Source organism: Methylobacterium sp. OAE515 (assembly GCF_041806315.1).
GTDB classification, from domain to species: domain Bacteria; phylum Pseudomonadota; class Alphaproteobacteria; order Rhizobiales; family Beijerinckiaceae; genus Methylobacterium; species Methylobacterium tardum.
This window is the reverse complement of record NZ_JBGMUV010000001.1, coordinates 4,563,523-4,584,688: the sequence shown is the minus strand read 5'-3', so window position 1 is coordinate 4,584,688 and position 21,166 is coordinate 4,563,523. Positions and strand designations below refer to the sequence as shown.

The 21,166-nt window shown below is 68.6% G+C and carries 19 protein-coding genes and 1 tRNA gene; 18 read left to right on the top strand and 2 right to left on the bottom strand.

The features are described from left to right. Window positions 1–101: 101 nt before the first annotated feature. Together ABIE45_RS22250 and ABIE45_RS22245 are read left to right on the top strand one after the other, a co-directional pair. Window positions 102–767 (top strand): response regulator transcription factor, encoded by a 666-nt coding sequence (locus tag ABIE45_RS22250; protein WP_192708290.1) that lies wholly within the window; start codon window positions 102–104, stop codon window positions 765–767. Then, entirely contained in the window at window positions 767–2,092 is a 1,326-nt protein-coding gene (locus tag ABIE45_RS22245; RefSeq protein ID WP_192708291.1) for a sensor histidine kinase, read from the top strand. Before ABIE45_RS22250 ends, ABIE45_RS22245 begins: the two co-directional genes overlap by 1 nt. 122 nt (window positions 2,093–2,214) lie before the next feature. Here the strand turns inward: ABIE45_RS22245 and ABIE45_RS22240 are convergent, their stop codons facing one another. Continuing rightward, window positions 2,215–3,606, bottom strand: a complete 1,392-nt coding sequence (locus ABIE45_RS22240; RefSeq protein ID WP_192708292.1) for a PLP-dependent aminotransferase family protein — start codon at window positions 3,604–3,606, stop codon at window positions 2,215–2,217. Window positions 3,607–3,719: 113 nt separating this feature from the next. Here ABIE45_RS22240 and ABIE45_RS22235 point away from each other — a divergent pair, with 113 nt between their 5' ends. Further along, window positions 3,720–4,022, top strand: coding sequence for a DUF1127 domain-containing protein (locus tag ABIE45_RS22235; protein ID WP_192708293.1), 303 nt, complete (start codon window positions 3,720–3,722; stop codon window positions 4,020–4,022). 29 nt (window positions 4,023–4,051) lie between these two features. After that, entirely contained in the window at window positions 4,052–4,954 is a 903-nt protein-coding gene (locus tag ABIE45_RS22230; protein WP_192708294.1) for an EamA family transporter, read from the top strand. Window positions 4,955–5,052: 98 nt separating this feature from the next. On the opposite strand, the gene ABIE45_RS22225 is transcribed toward ABIE45_RS22230, so the two are convergent. Next, window positions 5,053–5,129: transfer RNA gene (locus tag ABIE45_RS22225), tRNA-Asp, on the bottom strand. Window positions 5,130–5,456: 327 nt separating this feature from the next. On the opposite strand from ABIE45_RS22225, the gene ABIE45_RS22220 reads away from it, so the two are divergent. From ABIE45_RS22220 to nuoN, 14 genes are all read left to right on the top strand, one after another. After that, window positions 5,457–5,822: an NADH-quinone oxidoreductase subunit A gene (locus ABIE45_RS22220; protein WP_007560754.1), complete on the top strand. Its 366-nt coding sequence runs from the start codon at window positions 5,457–5,459 to the stop codon at window positions 5,820–5,822. A 42-nt stretch (window positions 5,823–5,864) separates the two neighbouring features. Then, on the top strand, window positions 5,865–6,452 hold the full coding sequence (locus ABIE45_RS22215; protein WP_010686017.1) for an NADH-quinone oxidoreductase subunit B family protein: 588 nt from the start codon (window positions 5,865–5,867) through the stop codon (window positions 6,450–6,452). Window positions 6,453–6,461: 9 nt separating this feature from the next. Continuing rightward, window positions 6,462–7,109 (top strand): NADH-quinone oxidoreductase subunit C, encoded by a 648-nt coding sequence (locus ABIE45_RS22210; protein WP_192708295.1) that lies wholly within the window; start codon window positions 6,462–6,464, stop codon window positions 7,107–7,109. Window positions 7,110–7,124: 15 nt separating this feature from the next. Beyond that, window positions 7,125–8,315 (top strand): NADH-quinone oxidoreductase subunit D, encoded by a 1,191-nt coding sequence (locus tag ABIE45_RS22205; protein WP_192708296.1) that lies wholly within the window; start codon window positions 7,125–7,127, stop codon window positions 8,313–8,315. A gap of 10 nt (window positions 8,316–8,325) precedes the next feature. Then, window positions 8,326–9,687 carry an NADH-quinone oxidoreductase subunit NuoE gene (nuoE, locus tag ABIE45_RS22200; RefSeq protein ID WP_192708297.1) on the top strand — a complete coding sequence of 454 codons (1,362 nt, stop codon included), beginning with the start codon at window positions 8,326–8,328 and terminating at the stop codon, window positions 9,685–9,687. Window positions 9,688–9,696: 9 nt separating this feature from the next. After that, the gene (nuoF, locus tag ABIE45_RS22195; protein WP_192708298.1) at window positions 9,697–10,998 is read left to right on the top strand and encodes an NADH-quinone oxidoreductase subunit NuoF; all 1,302 of its coding nucleotides are present in this window, start codon (window positions 9,697–9,699) and stop codon (window positions 10,996–10,998) included. 192 nt (window positions 10,999–11,190) lie between these two features. Next, entirely contained in the window at window positions 11,191–13,272 is a 2,082-nt protein-coding gene (nuoG, locus tag ABIE45_RS22190) for an NADH-quinone oxidoreductase subunit NuoG (RefSeq protein WP_192708299.1), read from the top strand. Between the two features lie 13 nt (window positions 13,273–13,285). Next, on the top strand, window positions 13,286–14,308 hold the full coding sequence (gene nuoH / locus ABIE45_RS22185) for an NADH-quinone oxidoreductase subunit NuoH (RefSeq protein ID WP_192708300.1): 1,023 nt from the start codon (window positions 13,286–13,288) through the stop codon (window positions 14,306–14,308). 23 nt (window positions 14,309–14,331) lie between these two features. After that, window positions 14,332–14,820, top strand: coding sequence for an NADH-quinone oxidoreductase subunit NuoI (gene nuoI, locus ABIE45_RS22180; RefSeq protein WP_192708301.1), 489 nt, complete (start codon window positions 14,332–14,334; stop codon window positions 14,818–14,820). Between the two features lie 222 nt (window positions 14,821–15,042). Beyond that, entirely contained in the window at window positions 15,043–15,663 is a 621-nt protein-coding gene (locus ABIE45_RS22175; RefSeq protein WP_192708302.1) for an NADH-quinone oxidoreductase subunit J, read from the top strand. A gap of 22 nt (window positions 15,664–15,685) precedes the next feature. Further along, complete coding sequence (gene nuoK, locus ABIE45_RS22170) at window positions 15,686–15,991, top strand: NADH-quinone oxidoreductase subunit NuoK (RefSeq protein WP_043351891.1); 306 nt, start codon at window positions 15,686–15,688, stop codon at window positions 15,989–15,991. Window positions 15,992–16,073: 82 nt separating this feature from the next. Then, complete coding sequence (gene nuoL / locus ABIE45_RS22165; protein WP_192708303.1) at window positions 16,074–18,185, top strand: NADH-quinone oxidoreductase subunit L; 2,112 nt, start codon at window positions 16,074–16,076, stop codon at window positions 18,183–18,185. A gap of 1 nt (window position 18,186) precedes the next feature. Then, complete coding sequence (locus ABIE45_RS22160; RefSeq protein ID WP_192708304.1) at window positions 18,187–19,707, top strand: NADH-quinone oxidoreductase subunit M; 1,521 nt, start codon at window positions 18,187–18,189, stop codon at window positions 19,705–19,707. A 10-nt stretch (window positions 19,708–19,717) separates the two neighbouring features. Further along, window positions 19,718–21,163 carry an NADH-quinone oxidoreductase subunit NuoN gene (nuoN, locus tag ABIE45_RS22155; RefSeq protein ID WP_192708305.1) on the top strand — a complete coding sequence of 482 codons (1,446 nt, stop codon included), beginning with the start codon at window positions 19,718–19,720 and terminating at the stop codon, window positions 21,161–21,163. Window positions 21,164–21,166: the final 3 nt, after the last annotated feature.

The window sequence follows — 21,166 nt, the reverse complement described above, 5'->3', positions numbered from 1 at the left end:
TCACTTCGCTCCGCTCGTGATGATGGGCGGATCAACCCCCTCTCGGAAGCGGAGCGCGACGGTCAACGGAAGGCGTGAGGGCCTGAGCGAGGAGGGGACAGGTGAAGATTCTGCTGGTGGAGGACGACGCGGCCCTCGCCGCCGAGGTGGCCAAGGTACTGCGCGCGGAGAACTTCGTCCTCGACCACGCCGCCACCGGCGAGGATGCCCAGCATCTCGGCGAGACCGAGGGCTACGACGCCGTCGTGCTCGATCTCGGCCTGCCGAAGGGCGACGGGGTGTCGGTGCTGCGGGCCTGGCGCGGGGCCGGCCGGATCCTGCCGGTGCTGGTGCTCACCGCCCGGGACGGCTGGAGCGACAAGGTCGCGGCCTTCAAGGCGGGGGCCGACGATTACCTCGTCAAGCCGGTCCGCGTGGAGGAGCTGGTGATCCGCCTGCGCGCGCTGGTGCGCCGGTCGCAGGGCGGCGGGGCGAGCCGCATCGTCTGCGGCCCCTTGAGCTTCGATCCGGGGCTCGGCGCCTTCGAGCATGAAGGCCTGCCGCTCAAGCTCACGGGCCTCGAATGGCGGGTGCTGTCCTGCCTGGCGCTGAACCGCGAGGCCGTAGTGCCGCGCCTGCACCTGATCGAGCGGGTCTACGAGGGCGATGCCGACGTCGATTCGAACTCCGTAGAGGTGATCATCACGCGGCTGCGCCGGAAGATCGCCCCAGCCCGGATCGAGAACGTGCGCGGCCATGGCTACCGCCTGCACGCGGAACCCGCCTGATGACGGACGCGACGCCGCGCCGGTCGCTCCGCGCCCGCCTGCTCGCCGCCGCCCTGGTGCTGGTGCTGGCGGCCCTGCTGGTGGCCGGCCTCGCCATCGGGGTGATCCTGCACCGGTTCGTGCGCGGGCAGCTCGACGGGCGGCTGGATGCGCAGATCACCGCCCTGCGGACCGGGCTCGAAGCCGGAATCCTGCCCGGGAGCCTCGACGCGCCGCCGTTCGACCGGCCCGGTCCCGGCTGGGCCTGGGAGGTGCGCCGCGGGCCCGAGACGATTCGCTCCGGATCCCTGCGGGGCGGTGACATCCGCCTGTCCGATCCGGGGCCGGAGGACGCGTCCGACCGCCCGCACCCGGCTTCCGCGACGGGGCCGCGGGGCGAGCCCCTCGTCGCCCGCGTGCTCACCCTGCCGGGGCCGCCGGCCGCGACCATCGTGGTGGCCGCGCCGGAGGGCGAATTGCGCGCTCCCCTGCGCGAGGCGCTGACGAGCCTCGCCCTGGCGCTCGGGATCCTCGGCCTGTGCCTGCTCGCCGGGCTGGCGTTCCAGGTGCGCCTCGGCCTCGCGCCGCTGACGCGCCTGCGGGTCGACCTCGCGGCCGTGCGGGCCGGGCGGCGCGAGCGCGTGCCGGACGACCAGCCCGCCGAGATCGCGCCCGTGGTGGCCGAACTCAACGCGCTCCTCGACCAGAACGCGCAGAATCTGGAGCGGGCTCGCGGCCACGTCGCCAACCTCGCCCATGCCCTCAAGACACCGCTCGCCACCCTGTCGATGGCGCTGGCCGACCCCGCACGCGACCCGGACGGGGCGCTGCGCCGGCAGGTGGACGACATGGACCGGCGGGTGCGCCATCATCTTCGCCGGGCCCGGGCCGCGGCGCTGGCGGGCTCGGCCCGGCGCCGGACGCCGCTGGCGCCGCGCCTCTCGGACCTGCGCGACGCGCTGGCGCAGCTCTACGCCGAGAAGGGCGCGGCGATCGATCTCGCCGTGCCGGAGGACCTTTCCGTACCCTGCGAGGGCCAGGATCTCGACGAGATGCTCGGCAACCTCGTGGACAATGCCTGCCGCTGGTGCCGCAGCCGCGTCCGGATCAGCGTGGCCGCCCGTGACGATGGCGTCCACGTGCAGGTGGAGGATGACGGGCCGGGCCTCGACGCCGAGGCCGCCGCCTCCGTCATGGCGCGCGGCCGGCGCCTCGATGAGGGCGTCCCGGGCCACGGCTTCGGGCTGCCGATCACCCTGGAACTCGCCGAACTCTACGGCGGCGGGCTGAGCCTCGGGCGGTCGGATCTCGGCGGATTGCGGGCGGAGCTGGTGCTGCCGGCGTGATCCGGAACAACCCGGATCCCCCGCGTATGCCGGACGCTCGAGCCTCCACCCCGTCGTCCCGGGGCGCCGAAGCGGCCCGGGAAAAGGCTTGGTCCGAGCTTCCGCTCAAGAAACCCCGGTTGTCAGACCAGCGCCTCCCGCAGGATCGGGCGGATGCGCGGGTCGATGCAGTGGGCGACGTTGAAGCGCATGTAACCGTTCCAGGCATCCGACAGGCTGAACGAGGTGCCCGGCGCCAGCACCATGCCGCGGGCGAGCGCCCGGCGGGCGACGTCGGCCCCGTCGCGCCCGTCCGGCAGGCGCATCCACAGGAAGAACCCGCCCCTGGGCTGCGACCAGGGTTCCAGGCCGCAGGCGCGCAATTCCGCGGAAGCCTGCACCATCGCCCCAGCGATGCGGCGGCGGGTCTCGGCGAGGTGGCGCCGATAGGCGCCCTCGCTGATCAGCGTGTGCACAAGCGCCGCCGTGACATGGCCGTTGCCGAGGCTCAGCGCCAGCTTGAGATCGACCAGCGGCTCGACCCAGTCGGCCCGGAGCGCGATCCAGCCGCAGCGGGCGGCAGCCGAGAGGGTCTTGGAGAAGCTGCCGATCTGGATCACCCGCTCCAGCCCGTCGAAGCCGGCGAGCCGCGGCGCCGCCTCGGGTTCGAGGTCGCCGAAGATCTCGTCCTCGACGATGAGCGTGTCGTGCGCCTCGCACAGCTTCAGGAGCCGGTGCGCCACATTCGGCGCGAGGCTCGCCCCGGTCGGGTTCTGCAGCGCCGCGTTGGTCAGGTAGAAGCGCGGCCGGTGCCGTTCCAGCAGGGTCGCGAGCGCCCGCAGGTCCGGGCCCTCCGGCGTCATCGGCACCCCGACCACCGCGACCCGCTGCGCGCGCAGCAGCGCCAGGAAGTTGAAGTAGCAGGGATCGTCCACCAGGACGGTGTCGCCCGGCTGGAGCAGGAAGCGGCAGACGAGATCGAGCGCCTGGGTGGCCGATTCGACCAGCACGATCTGGTCGGGCTCGGCGCCGACGCCCTTCTCGCCGACCTTGCGGGCGATCTGGTTGCGCAGGGGCTCATAGCCGAGCGGCCGGTCGTAATTGGTCATCTCGGCCAGATCGGCTCGGGCCACCCGGCGCAGGCCCCGCCGGATCGCCTCGTGGGGCATCCAGGAATCGGGCAGCCAGCCCGCGCCCGGCTTGAGCTGGTCGGACCCGGCCTGCTGCGCCTGCCGGGTGATCCAGAGCGGATCGACGATCCGGTCCAGCCGCGGCCCCATCGCCTGCAGCGAGAGCGGCCGCGTCTTGCCGGCGACGTAGAAGCCGGAGCCCGGCCGGGCCACCACGGCGCCCTCGGCGGCGAGCCGCTCATAGGCCTCTACAACGGTCGATTTCGACACCCCCATCGTGTCCGCGAAGGCGCGCACCGACGGGATGCGCACGCCCGGGACGAGCCGCCGCGCCGCGATCCGCTCGCGGATCTCGCCAATCACGGCCTCGACGCGGGTCCCGGGACTTCTGACTGCGATCGACATCCGTACTGCTCGTTCGTCCGGACAATTCTTCCAAACCGTACCGAAGTGTTCCTGTCGCCGCCAGCCCCGGACGGCCAGGATCGCCCGGCCCCAGAGAGATGGAGGAGGGGATCATGGACCGGTGCCTATCCGAGACTGCCAAGGCGCAGACCCCGTGGATCACCCGCGCGGCCACGCTGTTCGCCGCATGGGTGGCCAAATGGGCGGCCGAGGTGCGGGCCGGCCTGTCGCGCGCGGCCATGAACCGCCGCGTCCTGCAACGGCTCTCGACGCTGTCGGAGCGCGAACTGAAGGATATCGGGCTGACGCCGCAGGACGTGGCGGATGCCTGCGCGCCGGGCGCCAGCGATGCCATTCACCTGCTCGTCGGCCGTCGCGACGAGCGCCGGACGGCGCGGGCGGCGCGCCGGTGGTGACTGCGCGGGCGGGATCGTAAGATCCGCCCATGACGCTGCGCGACGTGCTGGCCGCCCTCTTGGTGGTTACGATCCTCGGGCTGGCCTTCGTGGCCATCAAGGCCGGCCTGGAAACAGTCCCGCCGCTGATGCTGTGCGCCCTGCGCTTCGCCTTCGCGGCGGTGCCGGCGGCCTTTGTGATCCGGCCGCCCCGCGCGCCCGGCGTGCTGGTGGCGGCGTTCGGGCTTGCCCTCGGCGTCGGCCAGTTCGGGCTGCTGCTGAGCGGGATCCGGCTCGGAATGCCGGCCGGCCTGTCGTCACTGCTGATCCAGATCCAGGCGCCGTTCACCGTGGCGCTCGCCTGGGCCGTGCTGGAGGAGCGCCCGCGGATCCTTCAGATGCTGGGCGGCGCGGTCGCGCTCCTCGGCGTCGTCGCGGTCGCGCTCGGGCGAGGCGGAGCCGCCCCGCTGGGGCCATTGCTGATGGTCGTCGGCGCGGCCCTGGGCTGGGCCAGCGCGAACATCATCGTGAAGCGGATCGGCCGGGTCGACATGCTGGCCCTGATGGTCTGGGGCAGCCTCGCCACCACGCCGCCGCTTCTTGCCCTGTCGCTTATCGTGGAAGGGCCTGCCGCCCTCACGGCGCTGACGCACCCCAGCTGGGCGGCGATCGGATCCATCGTCTTCCAGGCCTACCCGACGACACTCCTCGCCTTCGGTCTCTGGAACCGGCTCCTGACCCGCTACCCCGCGGCCACCGTCACGCCCTTCGCGCTGCTGGTGCCAGTGGCGGGAATCCTGAGCACGCATTTCGTGCTGGGCGAGCCGCTGAGCGCCGACATCCTGGCCGGGGGCGGGCTCATCCTGATGGGCATCGCGCTGAGCCTGCGCGGCGGGCGACGGTCCGGATCCGACAGGGTGTCGCGGCCGGCGCCGCCAGCGCAGGCGGCGTAGATCGGCCGATCCGCACGGCATTCCACGGCGCCTGGGAACCAGACGCAGAAATTCCCGCAACTCGGGAACCGAATCTGGCTTGATGGGAGAAAGGGACGTGGCGCGGGCGACGGGGCTCGAACCCGCGACCTCCGGCGTGACAGGCCGGCACTCTAACCAACTGAGCTACGCCCGCACGGCGTGGTCGCCTCGAAGGGGCGTTTCGCCCGGCGACGGGGCGGGGTTTATGGGGCGCTTCGGGACCTGTCAAGCGCATCCGCGTCGGATTCGGCTGACCCGCGACACGCGGCACCTGCGCGCTTCCGTCGTGTTGCAGGCATGCTGCCCAACCCCATTTCAGGGGAGCACTGACAGCGCGCTTTGTGCGACGCGACAAGCCATTGTCACGGGCCGGCGGCTCGACTAAGCCTCCGGCCGCGCGCATCCTGGCATAAGAACAATTCCACGGGCGAGTCCGGGTCGGCGTCGCACCGCGGTTTCCTACGTCTCGCGAGGCCCTGGCATGACCGGATTGTTGGCGGATTACCTGCCGCTCATCGTGTTCATCGGCGTGGCGCTGTTCATCGCCACAGCTCTGCTGGTCGTACCGTTCCTCGTGGCGTTCAAAAGCCCCGACCCGGAGAAGCTGTCGGCCTACGAGTGCGGCTTCAACGCGTTCGACGACGCCCGCATGAAGTTCGACGTGCGCTTCTACCTCGTCGCCATCCTGTTCATCATCTTCGACCTTGAGGTCGCGTTCCTGTTCCCCTGGGCGATCACCTTCGGGGATCTGGGCTGGTTCGGCTTCTGGTCGATGATCGTCTTCCTGGGCGTGCTGACCGTCGGCTTCGTCTACGAGTGGCGCAAGGGCGCCCTCGAATGGGACTGAGATCTCGCCGCTCGCTGCCCGCACAGAATTCTTGAGTCGCCGATGGCCCTGATCACCGATACCAACCGCGCTCCCGCGATCGCGCCCCAGCCGAAGGGGATCATCGATCCCAACACCGGCCGCCCGATCGGCGCGGACGACCCGACCTTCCTGTCGATCAGCGACGAGCTGGCCGACCGGGGCTTCCTGCTCACCACCACGGACGAGCTGATCAACTGGGCCCGCACGGGCTCGCTGATGTGGATGACCTTCGGTCTCGCCTGCTGCGCGGTCGAGATGATGCAGATGTCGATGCCGCGCTACGATTGCGAGCGATTCGGCTTCGCGCCCCGCGGCTCGCCGCGTCAGTCCGACGTGATGATCGTCGCCGGCACCCTGACCAACAAGATGGCACCGGCTTTGCGCAAGGTCTACGACCAGATGCCGGAGCCCCGCTACGTCATCTCGATGGGCTCCTGCGCCAACGGCGGCGGCTACTATCACTATTCCTACTCTGTCGTGCGCGGCTGCGACCGGGTGGTGCCGGTCGACATCTACGTGCCCGGCTGCCCGCCCACCGCCGAGGCGCTGCTCTACGGTGTGCTGCTGCTGCAGAAGAAGATCCGCCGGACCGGCACGATCGAGCGCTGAGGAGCGGTCATGACGAACGGCATCTCGATCCTCCCCCACACCCAGCCGGTCTACGGCGAGGACGCGGTCGCGGCCATGGCCGAGCGCGTCGTCGGCGCCCTGGGGCCGGCGGTGGTGTCGCACACCATCGCGTTCGGCGAGCTGACGCTGGTGATTCAGGCGTCCGACATCGTCTACGCGCTCACCTACCTGCGCGACGATCCCGCCTGCGCGTTCCGCAACTTCATCGACATTTGCGGCGTGGACTATCCGCAGCGCGAGAAGCGGTTCGACGTCGTCTACCATCTGCTGTCGCTGCGCCATAACCTGCGCATCCGCGTGAAGGTGCAGACCGACGAGGTGACGCCGGTCCCTTCGGTGATCGAGGTCTTCCCGGCGGCGAACTGGTACGAGCGCGAGACCTACGACCTCTATGGGATCCTGTTCTCGGGCCATCCCGACCTGCGCCGCCTGCTCACCGATTACGGGTTCGAGGGGCATCCCCTGCGCAAGGACTTCCCGCTCACCGGCTTCGTCGAGGTCCGCTACGACCAGGATCAGGCGCGGGTCGTCTACGAGCCGGTGAAGCTGACGCAGGAATTCCGGAACTTCGATTTCCTCTCGCCCTGGGAAGGCACGGATTACGTGCTGCCGGGCGACGAGAAGAAGTCGGCCTGAGAACGGGGCCGTCCGATGACCGAACACAACATCCGAAACTTCGCGATCAACTTCGGCCCGCAGCATCCGGCGGCGCACGGCGTGCTGCGCCTCGTGCTGGAGCTCGACGGCGAGGTGGTCGAGCGGGTCGATCCGCATATCGGACTGCTCCATCGCGGCACCGAGAAGCTGATCGAGTACAAGACCTACCTGCAGGCGACGCCCTATTTCGACCGGCTCGACTACGTGTCGCCGATGAACCAGGAGCACGCCTTCTGCCTGGCGATCGAGAAGCTCGCCGGGATCGAGGTGCCGCGCCGGGCCAAGCTGATCCGCACGCTCTACTGCGAGATCGGTCGGCTCCTGTCGCACCTGCTCAACGTCACCACGCAGGCGATGGATGTCGGCGCCCTCACGCCCCCGCTCTGGGGCTTCGAGGAGCGCGAGAAGCTGATGATCTTCTACGAGCGGGCCTCCGGCGCCCGGCTCCACGCCAACTACTTCCGGCCGGGCGGCGTCCACCAGGATCTGCCGCCGAAGCTCATCGACGACATCGACGCGTTCTGCGACCCGTTCCTGCAGGTCGTCCAGGATCTCGACGACCTCGTCATGGCCAACCGCATCTTCAAGCAGCGCAACGTTGATATCGGCATCGTGTCGGTGGACGAGGCGATGGAGTGGGGCTTCTCGGGCGTGATGGTCCGCGGCTCCGGCATCCCGTGGGACCTGCGCAAGGCGCAGCCCTACGAGTGCTACGAGGAGATGGAATTCGACATCCCCGTGGGGAAAAACGGCGACACCTACGATCGCCAGGTGATCCGCATGGAGGAGATGCGCCAATCGGTGCGCATCATGAAGCAGTGCATCGCCAAGCTGCGCGAGCCCGCCGGCCAGGGGCCGATCGCGGCGCTCGACGGCAAGTTCGCACCGCCGCCGCGCCGGGAGATGAAGCGCTCGATGGAGGCGCTCATCCACCACTTCAAGCTCTACACCGAGGGCTTCCACGTGCCCGAGGGTGAGGTCTACGCGGCGGTCGAGGCGCCCAAGGGCGAGTTCGGCGTCTATCTGGTGTCGGACGGGACCAACAAGCCGTATCGCTGCAAGATCCGCGCGCCGGGCTTCGCGCATCTTCAGGCGATGGACTGGATGTGCCGCGGGCACCTCTTAGCCGACGTGTCCTGCGTGCTCGGCACGCTCGACATCGTGTTCGGCGAAGTGGATCGGTAAGACAGAAGCGATGGCAAACCGCAGACTCGCCCCCGCCTCGGAGCAGCCCCAGAGCTTCGCGTTCTCGCCCGAGAATGCCGAGTGGGCGAAGACCCAGATCGCCAAGTACCCGGAAGGGCGGCAGGCCTCCGCGGTGATCCCGCTCCTCTGGAAGGCGCAGGAGCAGAACGGCGGCTGGCTGCCGCGCGCGGCCATCGAGGCGGTGGCCGCGGAACTCGGCATGCCGAACATCCGCGTGCTGGAGGTCGCGACCTTCTACACGATGTTCGCGCTCGAGCCGGTCGGGCGCTTCTGGATCCAGGTCTGCGGCACGGTGCCGTGCGATTCCTGCGGTGCGCGCGGGCTGAAGGAGATGCTCCAGGCGCGGCTCGGCGCGCCCGGCCACGTCTCGCCGGACGGCAACTTCTCCTGGCTCGAGGTCGAGTGCCTCGGCGCGTGCTGCAACGCCCCGATGGTGCAGATCAATCAGGATTACTACGAGGATCTGACGCCCGAGTCGCTCGGCCAGCTGATGGACGACCTCGCGGCCGGCCGGCCGGTGAAGATCGGCTCGCAGACCGGACGCGTCTCATCCGAGCCGCTTGGCGGCGCCGACACGCTGACCGACCCGACGCTCTACGACGGCTCCCGCGTGGGCGCCTGGCGGAAGCGTTTCGAGGAGGCCGGCAAGAGCGCAGAACCGGCCGCCAAGACCGGTGAAGCCGCGTCCAGCACACAGCAGGCCGCCGAGAACCCGAAGCCGGCGCGGCCCGATGCCGGTCGCCCGGTGGAGCGCACGGTCAGCGATGCGCCGGCGCAGCGCGCCGCCGACGGCGAGACGCCGGTCAAGCCCGAGGATCGGGCCGACGCGGCCGAGCGCGGCCGGTCCACCGCCAAGCACGGCGCCGCGCGCCAGGGCGACGCGGACGTGCTCGACTCGCCGGCCAAGCGCGTCACCGAGGGCGAGCCCGCCGCTGGCGAGCAGGGCCACCAGGAAGCGCCGGCCCGCGACGCGGTTCCGCAGCAGCCCGAGGCCTCCGGCGCCAGCGAGGGCGAGGTCGCCGCCGAGGCCGAGGAAGCGCGCGTCGCCGGTGCGCTCGCGGCCCTGCCGAAGGATGCAAGTCCCGAGCAGAAGGCCGACGCGGTCGGCAAGCGCCCCGCCGGACTGGACGCGGCGCGCGCCGGGCAGCCGGACGACCTGACGCGTATCAGGGGTATCGGCCCGGGCAACAGCCAGCGCCTGAACGGGCTCGGCATCTACCATTTCGACCAGATCGCCGCCTGGTCCCGCGACGAGATCACCTGGGTCGGCACCTACCTCGCGTTCCCAGGTCGCATCGACCGGGAGAACTGGGTGGGTCAGGCCAAGGCCCTGTCGGCGCCGGCTCAGTGAGGACCTGACATGCTGTCGGATCAGGATCGCATCTTCACCAACCTGTACGGGCTCCAGTCACCGGGCCTTGAGGCCGCCAAGAAGCGTGGCGCCTGGGACGGGACCAAGTTCCTGCTGGAGCAGGGCCGTGACTGGATCATCGAGGAGATGAAGGCCTCAGGGCTCCGCGGCCGCGGCGGCGCGGGCTTCCCGACCGGCCTCAAGTGGTCGTTCATGCCCAAGAAGTCGGACGGGCGCCCGCACTACCTCGTGGTCAACGCCGACGAGTCGGAGCCGGGCACCTGCAAGGACCGGGAGATCATGCGGCACGACCCGCATCTCCTGATCGAGGGCTGCATGCTGGCCTGCTTCGCGATGAACGCGCATGCCTGCTACGTCTACATCCGCGGCGAGTACGTCGCCGAGAAGCACGCGCTCCAGAAGGCCGTGGACGAGGCCTATGCGGCCCGCCTCGTCGGCCAATCGAACGTCCACGACTACCCGTTCGACATCTACGTCCACCACGGCGCCGGCGCCTATATCTGCGGCGAAGAGACGGCCCTCATCGAGAGCCTGGAGGGCAAGAAGGGGATGCCGCGGCTGAAGCCGCCGTTCCCGGCCAATATGGGCCTCTACGGCTGCCCCACGACGGTGAACAACGTCGAGTCGATCGCGGTCGCCGGCACGATCCTGCGCCGGGGCGGCGCGTGGTTCGCCGGGCTCGGCGGCAAGAACAACACCGGCACCAAACTCTTCTGCGTCTCCGGCCACGTCAACAAGCCGTGCAACGTCGAGGAGGAGATGGGCATCACCTTCCGCGAACTCATCGACCGCCATTGCGGCGGCATGCGCGGCGGCTGGGACAACCTCCTGTGCTCGATCCCGGGTGGCTCCTCGGTGCCGCTGGTGCCGGGCGAGCAGATCATCGACGCCAAGATGGACTTCGACACCCTGCGCAATCTCGGCTCCGGTCTGGGCACCGCGGCGGTGATCGTGCTCGACAAGTCGACCGACATTGTCGCGGCGATCACCCGCATCTCGTACTTCTACAAGCACGAGTCTTGCGGTCAGTGCACGCCCTGCCGCGAGGGCACCGGCTGGATGTGGCGCGTCATGCAGCGCATGACCGAGGGCCGCGCGCAGAAGCGCGAGATCGACATGCTGTTCGAGGTGACCAAGCAGATCGAGGGTCACACGATCTGCGCGCTCGGCGACGCGGCGGCTTGGCCGATCCAGGGCCTGATCCGGCACTTCCGCCCCGAGATCGAGAAGCGCATCGACCGCTACACCGCCAACCCGCACAGCGAGCCTGTGCCGATGGCCGCGGAGTAGCGGCGGAATGCCGGTGTCCAACCCACAGCCTCGTCCTGAGGTGCTCGCGTCAGCGGGCCTCGAAGGAGGCCTCCAGAGATCGCGAGGCGGGCTGGACATCTCCTTCGAGGCTCGGCTGCGCCTCGCACCTCAGGATGAGGGCGTGGGTGGGATCCGGCCTCGCGCGTTTGGGCCAGTTTACGAGACGATCCGATGACAAAAATCCTCGTCGACGGCACCGAGGTCGACGTCCCCGCCGATTACACGCTGCTCCAGGCCTGCGAGGCCGCGGGGGCCGAGATCCCGCGCTTCTGCTTCCACGAGCGCCTGTCGATCGCCGGCAATTGCCGCATGTGCCTCGTCGAGCTGAAGGGCGCGCCGAAGCCGGTGGCCTCCTGCGCCTATGCGGTGAAGGATTGCCGTCCCGGCCCGAACGGCGAGCCGCCGGAGGTGCTGACGCGCTCGCAGGGCACCAAGAAGGCGCGGGAAGGGGTGATGGAGTTCCTCCTCATCAACCACCCGCTCGACTGCCCGATCTGCGACCAGGGCGGCCACTGCGACCTGCAGGACCAGGCCATGGCCTACGGAGTCGATTCGACCCGCTACAAGGAGAACAAGCGCGCGGTCGAAGAGAAGCATATCGGCCCGCTGGTGCGGACCGCGATGAACCGCTGCATCCACTGCACCCGCTGCGTGCGCTTCCTCGCCGAGGTGGCGGGCGTGCCGGATCTTGGCGCCATCGGCCGCGGCGAGGACATGGAGATCACCAGCTACCTCGAGCAGTCGATGGCCTCGGAGCTCCAGGGCAACGTCGCCGACCTCTGCCCGGTGGGCGCCCTCGTTCACCGGCCGCAGAGCTACAACATCCGCCCCTGGGAGCTGAACAAGACCGAGTCGGTCGACGTGATGGACGCGGTCGGCTCCTCGATCCGCATCGACACCCGCGGCCGCGAGGTGATGCAGATCGAGCCGCGGATCAGCGAGGAGATCAACGAGGAGTGGATCTCCGACAAGACGCGCTACCACATCGACGGGCTGCGCATGCAGCGCCTCGACCGGCCGTACCTGCGCGAGAACGGTCGGCTGCGGCCCGCCTCCTGGGGCGAGGCGTTCCAGGCTATCGCCGCCCGGGTGAAGGCCGCGGATCCGAAGCGCGTCGGCGCGATCGTCGGCGACCTCGCGGGCGTCGAGGAGATGTTTGCGCTCCGTGAGCTGATCAAGAGCCTTGGCTCGCCGAACCTCGACTGCCGCCAGACCGATGCCGGCCTCGACCCGGCGCTCGGCCGCGCCTCTTACATCTTCAACCCGACCATCCCGGGGATCGAGGCCGCGGACGCGATCCTGATCGTCGGCGCCAACCCGCGCACCGAGGCCTCGCTGCTGAACGTGCGCATCCGCAAGCGCTGGCGCATGGCGCCGCTGGCGGTGGGCGTGATCGGCGAGCCGGTCGACCTGACCTATCCGAGCCACTACATCGGCGCCGGCCCCGACTCGCTCACTGCGCTCGCCCGCGGCGAGCACAGCTTCCTCGACGTGCTCAAGGAGGCGAAGGCGCCGCTCGTGATCGTCGGTGCCAATGCCGAGCCGGGCATCCTGGCCGCGGCGGCCACGCTCGCCAAGGAGATCGGCGCGGTCTCGGCCGAGTGGAACGGCTTCGGCGTGCTGCACACGGCCGCCGCCCGGGTCGGCGCCCTCGATCTCGGCTTCGTGCCGGGGGAGGGCGGCCTGACCTTTGCGCAGATGCTGGAGTCGGGCGCGCTGGACGTCCTGTTCAACCTCGGCGCCGACGAGCGCGACGTCGCCCCGGGCGCCTTCGTGATCTACCAGGGCAGCCACGGCGACCGCGGGGCCTCCCGCGCCGACGTGATCCTGCCGGGGGCCGCCTACAGCGAGAAGTCAGCGACCTGGGTTAACACGGAAGGCCGGGTCCAGATGAGCAACCGCGCCGCGTTCCCGCCGGGCGACGCCCGCGAGGATTGGGCGATCCTGCGCGCCCTGTCGGACATGCTGGGCAAGCGCCTGCCGTTCGACTCGCTGACCGCGCTCCGCCGGGCGCTCTACGCCGCTCACCCGCATTTTGCGGCGATCGGGGCCGTGGAGCCCGGTACCGTCGCGGAGGCGGTCGACCGGCTCGCCGGCTTCGGCGGCTCAGCGAGCGGACCAGCCTTCGCGTCGCCGGTGACCGACTTCTACCTCACCAACCCGATCGCCCGCGCCTCGCGGATCCTCGCGGAGTGCTCGCGCCTCGCCCGGGAGCGCGCCGCCGAGGCGCGGCCCCTCGCGGCGGCCGAGTAGGAGCTCAAGACCGATGACGTCGCTCGAAATCCTCGGGACCGTGCTCCTGATCGTGCTGAAGAGCTTCGTGCTCCTCTCGGCGCTCCTCGTGTTCATCGCCTACGCGTTGCTCGCCGACCGGAAGATCTGGGCGGCGGTGCAGCTCCGGCGCGGCCCGAACGTGGTCGGGCCGTTCGGCCTGTTCCAGTCCTTCGCCGACCTGATCAAGTTCGTGATCAAGGAGCCGGTGATCCCGGCGGGCGCCAACAAGGCGATCTACCTGCTGGCGCCGCTGGTCTTCGCGATGCTCGCCCTGTCGAGCTGGGCGGTGATCCCGCTCGCCGACGGCTGGGCGATCGCCGACATCAACGTCGGCATCACCTACATCTTCGCGATCTCGTCGCTCGGCGTGTACGGCGTCATCATGGGCGGCTGGGCGTCGAACTCGAAATACGCCTTCCTCGGCGCCCTGCGCTCGGCGGCCCAGATGATCTCCTACGAGGTCTCGCTCGGCTTCGTGATCATCTGCGTGCTGCTCTGCGCCGGCTCGCTCAACCTCTCGCGCATCGTGATGGCGCAGGACACCAGCCTCGGCATCTTCGGCTGGTACTGGCTGTGGCTGTTCCCGATGTTCGTGGTGTTCTTCGTCTCGGCGCTGGCCGAGACGAACCGCCCGCCCTTCGACCTGCCGGAGGCCGAGTCGGAGCTCGTGGCCGGCTATATGGTCGAGTATTCTTCGACCCCGTACCTGCTGTTCATGCTCGGCGAGTACGTCGCCATCATGAGCATGTGCGCCCTCGGGACCATCCTGTTCATGGGCGGCTGGCTATCCCCGATCCCGTTCGCGCCGTTCACCTGGGTGCCGGGCGTGATCTGGTTTACCCTGAAGGCCAGCTTCCTGTTCTTCCTGTTCGCCATGGTGAAGTCGATCGTGCCGCGCTACCGCTACGATCAGCTCATGCGCCTCGGCTGGAAGGTCTTTCTGCCCATTTCGCTCATCTCGGTGGTGGTCGTGGCCTTCGTCCTGAAGCTCACCGGCCTGGCCCCGGGCGCCTGACGCATGAAACCGGAGATCGCGGCATGAAGCTCGATCAGATTGCGAAAAGCCTTCTCCTGAAGGAGTTCGTGTCGGGGTTGATCCTCGGCATGCGCTACTTCTTCAAGCCGAAGGCCACGATCAACTACCCCTTCGAGATGGGCCATCGCGGGCCGCGCTTCCGCGGCGAGCATGCCCTACGCCGCTATCCCAACGGCGAGGAGCGCTGCATCGCCTGCAAGCTCTGCGAGGCGATCTGCCCGGCGCAGGCCATCACTATCGAGGCCGGTCCCCGGCGCAACGACGGCACCCGCCGCACGACGCGCTACGACATCGACATGGTGAAGTGCATCTACTGCGGCATGTGCCAGGAGGCCTGCCCGGTGGATGCCATCGTCGAGGGGCCGAACTTCGAATTCTCCGTGGAGACCCGGGAGGAGCTTCTCTACGACAAGCAGAAGCTCCTGCTGAACGGCGACCGCTGGGAGCGCGAGATCGCCCGCAACATCGCGATGGACGCGCCTTATCGCTGATGCATCATTCCGAAAGGTGGTCACCGGCTTTCGGAAGAAGATGATGCGAAAACAAGGCTCTAGAGCACGGCACCGGTTCCCGTTTCCGGTGCGATGATCTAGAGCCATACCGGGGGCGCGGTTGTGCCCTCGCCGACCGGGTTCTATAGACGGGCCGCCCGCTGCGGACCGTCTCCACGCACGGCAGAAGGGGCCGCTCCGGCGGCCGATCCCGACCAGCGCATGACCGCAGCAGCCGCCTTCTTCTATCTGTTCGCGAGCATCACGGTCGCGTCGGGCTTCATGGTGATCGCCGCGCGCAATCCCGTCGCCTCGGTGCTGTTCCTGATCCTCGCCTTCGTGAACGCCGCCGGCCTGTTCGTCCTGATGGGCGCCGAGTTCCTCGCGATGATCCTGGTGGTCGTCTACGTGGGCGCGGTGGCCGTCCTGTTCCTGTTCGTGGTGATGATGCTCGACGTTGACTTCGCCGAGCTGCGCCAGGGCTTCCAGCAATACCTGCCGGTCGGCGCCCTGATCGGCGCGATCTTCCTGGTCGAGCTGCTGCTGGTGGTGGGCTCCTGGAGCATTGATCCGGGCCTCGTGCAGGCACCGCTCGGCAACGTCGCGGCCGCCGAGAACCTCACCAACGCCCAGGCTCTGGGGCGGGTGATCTACACGGATTACGCCTACTTCTTCCAGCTCGCCGGCCTGATCCTGCTGGTGGCCATGATCGGCGCGATCGTGCTGACGCTGCGCGACCGGCCCGGCGTCAAGCGCCAGAACATCGCGGTCCAGAACGCCCGCACCCAAGCCATGGCGGTGGAGACCCGCAAGGTCCCGTCGCGCCAGGGTGTCGAGGTCTGATGATCGCCCGGAGATTCGAACGATGATCGGCCTGAGCCACTACCTCACCGTCGCGGCGATCCTGTTCACGCTCGGCGTGCTCGGCATCTTCATCAACCGCAAGAACATCATCGTCATCCTGATGTCGATCGAGCTGATCCTGCTCTCGGTCAACATCAACCTCGTCGCCTTCTCGACGCAGCTGAACGACATCACCGGACAGGTCTTCGCCCTGTTCGTGCTGACGGTCGCGGCCGCCGAATCGGCGATCGGCCTCGCCATCCTGGTGGTGTTCTTCCGCAACCGCGGCTCCATCGCGGTGGAAGACGTGAGCATGATGAAGGGCTAGGGCCTCCTCACCCCGCCGCCCCGATTCACATCCGGACGCCGCCGCATCGCGACCGGCCCGGAGGACGGACTGCAAGAGAGCGATGTATCACGCGATCGTCTTCTTCCCGCTCATCGGCTTCCTGATCGCCGGCCTGTTCGGCCGGTACATCGGGGCGCGGGCCTGCGAGTACATCACCACGGCGTTCCTCGCCTTCACGGCGCTGATCGCCTGGGGCGTGTTCCTCGACGGCGGCCACGCCGAGCGGGTGCAGGTCGCGTCGTGGTTCTCGGCCGGCGACCTGCAGGTCGACTGGGCCTTCAAGGTCGACACCCTGACCCGGGTGATGCTCGTGGTGGTCACCACGGTCTCGACCCTCGTGCACCTCTACTCCGTGGGCTACATGGAGGAGGATCCGCACCGGCCGCGCTTCTTCGCCTACCTGTCTCTGTTCACCTTCGCCATGCTGATGCTGGTGACGGCCGACAACCTCGTGCAGATGTTTTTCGGCTGGGAGGGCGTGGGCCTCGCCTCCTACCTGCTGATCGGCTTCTGGTACGAGAAGCCCTCGGCCAACGCCGCCGCCATGAAGGCGTTCATCGTCAACCGCGTCGGCGATTTCGGCTTCTCGCTCGGCATCTTCCTGACTTTCGTGCTCACCGGATCGGTGGCGTTCGACGCGATCTTCGACAAGGTCGACGCGATCAAGACGCTCTCGTTCCACTTCCTCGGCTACGACTGGAACGCCCTGACGCTCGCCTGCCTGCTGCTGTTCATGGGCGCCATGGGCAAGTCGGCGCAGTTCCTGCTGCACACCTGGCTCCCGGACGCCATGGAGGGCCCGACCCCGGTCTCGGCGCTGATCCACGCCGCCACCATGGTGACCGCCGGCGTGTTCATGGTCGCCCGCCTGTCGCCGCTGTTCGAGGAGGCGCCGAACGCGCTGATCGTCGTGACGGTGATCGGCGGCATCACGGCCTTCTTCGCCGCCACGATCGGCCTCGTGCAGAACGACATCAAGCGGGTCATCGCCTACTCGACCTGCTCGCAGCTCGGCTACATGTTCGTGGCGCTCGGCGTCGGCGCCTACTCGGCCGGCGTGTTCCACCTGTTCACCCACGCCTTCTTCAAGGCGCTGCTGTTCCTCGGCGCCGGCTCGGTCATCCACGCGATGCACCACGAGCAGGACATGCGGAACATGGGCGGCCTGCGCCGCTACATCCCCTACACCAGCGCCATGATGGCGATCGGCTCCCTCGCGCTGATCGGCTTCCCCTACACGGCCGGCTACTACTCGAAGGACGCGATCATCGAGGCGGCCTACGCGTCGACCCGGCCCGGGCACACCCTCGCCTTCCTGTGCGTGGTCGTGGCGGCGTTCTTCACCTCGTTCTACTCCTGGCGCCTGTTCTTCATGACCTTCGAGGGTCCGGCCCGTTGGGGCGCCCACGCGACCCATGACCACCACCATGACGCCCCCGCGGTGGCCCACTCGACCATGGCGCACGAGGCCGACGGCGCACCGGGCCACACCGAGGGCGTCGCCCACGACGACAAGGGCCACGACATCGAGCCGGCGCATAGGAGCGACCTCGTCGCCGACGATCATCACGGCCAAGGCCATCACGGCGACCACACGCCCCACGAGAGCCCGCTGGTGATGACGATCCCGCTGGCGATCCTCGCCTTCGGCGCGCTGTTCGCCGGGATCATCTTCCACGACCGCTTCATCGGCGAAGGCATGGACGCGTTCTGGGGCCACGCCCTGGCGCACGGGCCGAACAACCACATCATGCACGAGATCCACGAGGTCCCAGCGCTCGTCTCCTACTCGCCGCTGATCATGCTGATCCTCGGCTTCGTGCTGGCCTTCTGGATGTACATCCGCCGGCCGGAGCTGCCGGGCGCGCTCGCCGCCCAGCAGCCGTCACTGTATCGGTTCCTGCTGAACAAGTGGTACTTCGACGAGATCTACGACCGGATCTTCGTCCGCCCGGCCAAGGATTTCGGCCTGTTCCTCTGGAAGCAGGGCGACGGCCGGATCATCGACGGGCTCGGGCCGAACGGCATCGCGGCCCGCGTCGTCGACGTGACCCGCGGGGTGGTCCGCCTCCAGACCGGTTACCTCTACCACTACGCCTTCGTGATGCTCATCGGCGTCGCCGGCCTGATCAGCTGGTACCTGATGTCCGGCCTGCCCAAGGGGGCTCACTGACATGCTCGGCCTCGGCATCCTCTCCGGCCTGCTGATCGTGCCGCTCTGCGGCGCGGCCTTCATCCTGACGCTGAACGGCGATGAGGAATCGGTCGCGCGCAACAGCCGCTGGGCCGCGCTCGCCACCACGGTGGTCACCTTCCTGCTCTCCCTGGTGGCCTGGAACCGCTACGACGCCGCCTCGTCGAGCTTCCAGCTGGTCGAGAGCCACGCGTGGCTCACCGAGACGATCCGGTTCAAGCTCGGCGTCGACGGCTTCTCGATGCCGCTGATCCTGCTGACCACGTTCCTGATGCCGTTCTGCATCGGCGCATCGTGGCACTCGATTCACTTCCGGGTGAAGGAGTACTTCGTCGCCTTCCTCGTCCTCGAGACGACGATGATCGGCGTGTTCGCCTCCCTCGACCTGCTGCTGTTCTACCTGTTCTTCGAGGCCGGCCTGATCCCGATGTTCCTGATCATCGGCATCTGGGGCGGGCAGCGCCGGATCTACGCGAGCTTCAAGTTCTTCCTCTACACCCTGCTCGGCTCGGTGCTGATGCTGCTGGCCGTCATGGCGATGTACTGGCAGGCCGGCACCACCGACATCCCGACCCTGCTGCAGTACCGCTTCCCGGTGCAGATGCAGACCTGGCTGTGGCTCGCCTTCTTTGCCTCCTTCGCGGTGAAGATGCCGATGTGGCCGGTCCATACCTGGCTGCCCGACGCCCACGTGGAGGCGCCGACCGCGGGCTCGGTGATCCTGGCCGGCATCCTCCTGAAGATGGGCGGCTACGGCTTCATCCGGATCTCGCTGCCGATGCTGCCGGTGGCGAGCCAGGAATTCGCGCCGTTCGTCTTCGCCCTCTCGGTGATCGCCATCATCTTCACCTCGCTCACCGCGATGATGCAGACCGACATCAAGAAGCTGATCGCCTACTCGTCGGTGGCCCATATGGGCTTCGTGACGCTCGGCCTGTTCACGCTGAACGAACAGGGCATCCAGGGCGCGCTGTTCCTGATGATCTCCCACGGCATCGTGTCGGGCGCGCTCTTCCTCTGCGTCGGCGTCGTCTACGACCGGATGCACACCCGCGAGATCGCCGCCTATGGCGGCCTCGTGAAGCGGATGCCGCTCTACGCGGTGGCCATGCTGATCTTCACCATGGCCAATGTCGGCCTGCCGGGCACGTCCGGCTTCGTCGGCGAGTTCCTGGCGATGCTCGGCGCCTTCAAGGCGAACCCGAACGTGGCGTTCTTCTCGACCTTCGGCATCATCCTGTCGGCGGCCTATGCCCTGTGGCTCTACGCCCGGGTGATCTACGGCAAGCTGGAGAAGCCGAACCTCCAGGGCATCCTCGACCTGGATCTCCGGGAGAAGATCATCCTGGCGCCGCTGGTGGCCCTGACGATCTATTACGGCGTGCACCCGGCCCCCGTGCTCGACGTGTTCGCGCCTTCGACCGACGCGCTGATGACCAGCATGAAGGCCGCCCTGTCCAACACCCAGACCGCGGCCGCCGCGCTGCCGGTCGCGCGCTGAGACGGACACCATGCCCACCGTCCACTCCGTCCTGCCCTCGCTGGCGCCGCTCCTGCCCGAGCTGATCCTCGGGATCGGCGTCATGGTCCTGATCCTCTACGGCGCGTGGCGCGGCGACCGCTCCGCCGAGACCGTGAGCCTCGGCGCGCTGGTCCTGCTGCTCGTCGCCCTGTCGGTGGTGATCTCCCAGCCGGTCCACGGCCGGGTCACGACCCTGTCGGGCGCGTTCGTCTCGGATGCCTTCTCCAAGGTGATGAAGTCGCTGGTGCTGCTCGGCTCCTCGGCGACGATCCTGCTGGCGCACGACTTCTTTAAGCGCGAGCGTATCGACCGGTTCGAGTTCCCGGTACTGATCGTGCTCTGCACCATCGGCATGATGGTCATGGTCTCGGCCAACGACCTGATCGCGCTCTATCTCGGCCTCGAGCTGCAGTCGCTCGCCGCCTACGTGATCGCGGCGTTCCACCGCGACGACGTGAAGTCCACTGAGGCCGGCCTCAAGTACTTCGTGCTCGGCGCGCTCTCGTCCGGCATGCTGCTCTACGGCGCCTCGCTGGTCTACGGCTTCACCGGCACCGTCTCGTTCCCCGGCATCGTCTCGGCGCTGAACGAGAACGCGGGTCTCGGCATCGTGCTGGGCATCGTGTTCCTGGCGGCCGGCGTGTGCTTCAAGCTGGCGGCCGTGCCGTTCCACATGTGGACGCCCGACGTCTACGAGGGCTCGCCGACCCCGGTGACGGCCTTCTTCGCCTCGGCGCCCAAGATGGCCGCCGTGGCGATGACCGTGCGGGTGTTCATCGGCGCGATGCCGGACGTGACGGCGATCTGGCAGCAGATCTTCATCTTCGTCTCGGTGGTGTCGATGGCGCTGGGCTCCTTCGCGGCGATCGGCCAGACCTCGATCAAGCGCCTGATGGCGTACTCGTCGATCGCCAATATCGGCTACGCGCTGATCGGCCTGGCCTGCGGCTCGGAGGAGGGGATCAGCGGGCTCGTCACCTACATGATCATCTATCTCGCGATGACGCTCGGCACCTTCGCGATCATCCTGTCGCTCCGGCGCCGGGACGTGATGTTCGAGAAGATCGAGGACCTGTCGGGCCTGTCGCGCACGCATCCGTGGCTGGCCTTCTGCCTCGCCGCGATGATGTTCTCGCTGGCCGGCATTCCGCCGCTCGCCGGGTTCTTCGCGAAGTTCTACGTGTTCGCCGCCGCCATCAAGGCGGGCCTCGTGACGCTGGCGGTGATCGGTGTGGTGACCAGCGTGGTTGGCGCCTACTACTACCTGCGCGTCGTGCGGATCATGTATTTCGACGAGCCGCAGGAGCCCTACGAGGCGATGGCGCCGGGCCTGCGCGTGGTGCTCGCCCTGTCGAGCATCGTGGTGGTGCTCTTCTTCCTGCTGCCCGGCCCGCTGGTCGGCGTCGCCGGCCGGGCCGCCAAGTCGCTGTTCTAGGAC

Excerpts from the sequence above, each read along its gene's own strand:
- ABIE45_RS22245 (WP_192708291.1), top strand. The coding sequence starts at position 767 with ATGACGGACGCGACGCCGCGCCGGTCGCTCCGCGCCCGCCTGCTCGCC.
- ABIE45_RS22240 (WP_192708292.1), bottom strand. The coding sequence starts at position 3,606 with ATGTCGATCGCAGTCAGAAGTCCCGGGACCCGCGTCGAGGCCGTGATT.
- ABIE45_RS22235 (WP_192708293.1), top strand. The coding sequence starts at position 3,720 with ATGGACCGGTGCCTATCCGAGACTGCCAAGGCGCAGACCCCGTGGATC.
- ABIE45_RS22230 (WP_192708294.1), top strand. The coding sequence starts at position 4,052 with ATGACGCTGCGCGACGTGCTGGCCGCCCTCTTGGTGGTTACGATCCTC.
- ABIE45_RS22220 (WP_007560754.1), top strand. The coding sequence starts at position 5,457 with ATGACCGGATTGTTGGCGGATTACCTGCCGCTCATCGTGTTCATCGGC.
- ABIE45_RS22215 (WP_010686017.1), top strand. The coding sequence starts at position 5,865 with ATGGCCCTGATCACCGATACCAACCGCGCTCCCGCGATCGCGCCCCAG.
- ABIE45_RS22210 (WP_192708295.1), top strand. The coding sequence starts at position 6,462 with ATGACGAACGGCATCTCGATCCTCCCCCACACCCAGCCGGTCTACGGC.
- ABIE45_RS22205 (WP_192708296.1), top strand. The coding sequence starts at position 7,125 with ATGACCGAACACAACATCCGAAACTTCGCGATCAACTTCGGCCCGCAG.
- nuoE (WP_192708297.1), top strand. The coding sequence starts at position 8,326 with ATGGCAAACCGCAGACTCGCCCCCGCCTCGGAGCAGCCCCAGAGCTTC.
- nuoF (WP_192708298.1), top strand. The coding sequence starts at position 9,697 with ATGCTGTCGGATCAGGATCGCATCTTCACCAACCTGTACGGGCTCCAG.
- nuoG (WP_192708299.1), top strand. The coding sequence starts at position 11,191 with ATGACAAAAATCCTCGTCGACGGCACCGAGGTCGACGTCCCCGCCGAT.
- nuoH (WP_192708300.1), top strand. The coding sequence starts at position 13,286 with ATGACGTCGCTCGAAATCCTCGGGACCGTGCTCCTGATCGTGCTGAAG.
- nuoI (WP_192708301.1), top strand. The coding sequence starts at position 14,332 with ATGAAGCTCGATCAGATTGCGAAAAGCCTTCTCCTGAAGGAGTTCGTG.
- ABIE45_RS22175 (WP_192708302.1), top strand. The coding sequence starts at position 15,043 with ATGACCGCAGCAGCCGCCTTCTTCTATCTGTTCGCGAGCATCACGGTC.
- nuoK (WP_043351891.1), top strand. The coding sequence starts at position 15,686 with ATGATCGGCCTGAGCCACTACCTCACCGTCGCGGCGATCCTGTTCACG.
- nuoL (WP_192708303.1), top strand. The coding sequence starts at position 16,074 with ATGTATCACGCGATCGTCTTCTTCCCGCTCATCGGCTTCCTGATCGCC.
- ABIE45_RS22160 (WP_192708304.1), top strand. The coding sequence starts at position 18,187 with ATGCTCGGCCTCGGCATCCTCTCCGGCCTGCTGATCGTGCCGCTCTGC.
- nuoN (WP_192708305.1), top strand. The coding sequence starts at position 19,718 with ATGCCCACCGTCCACTCCGTCCTGCCCTCGCTGGCGCCGCTCCTGCCC.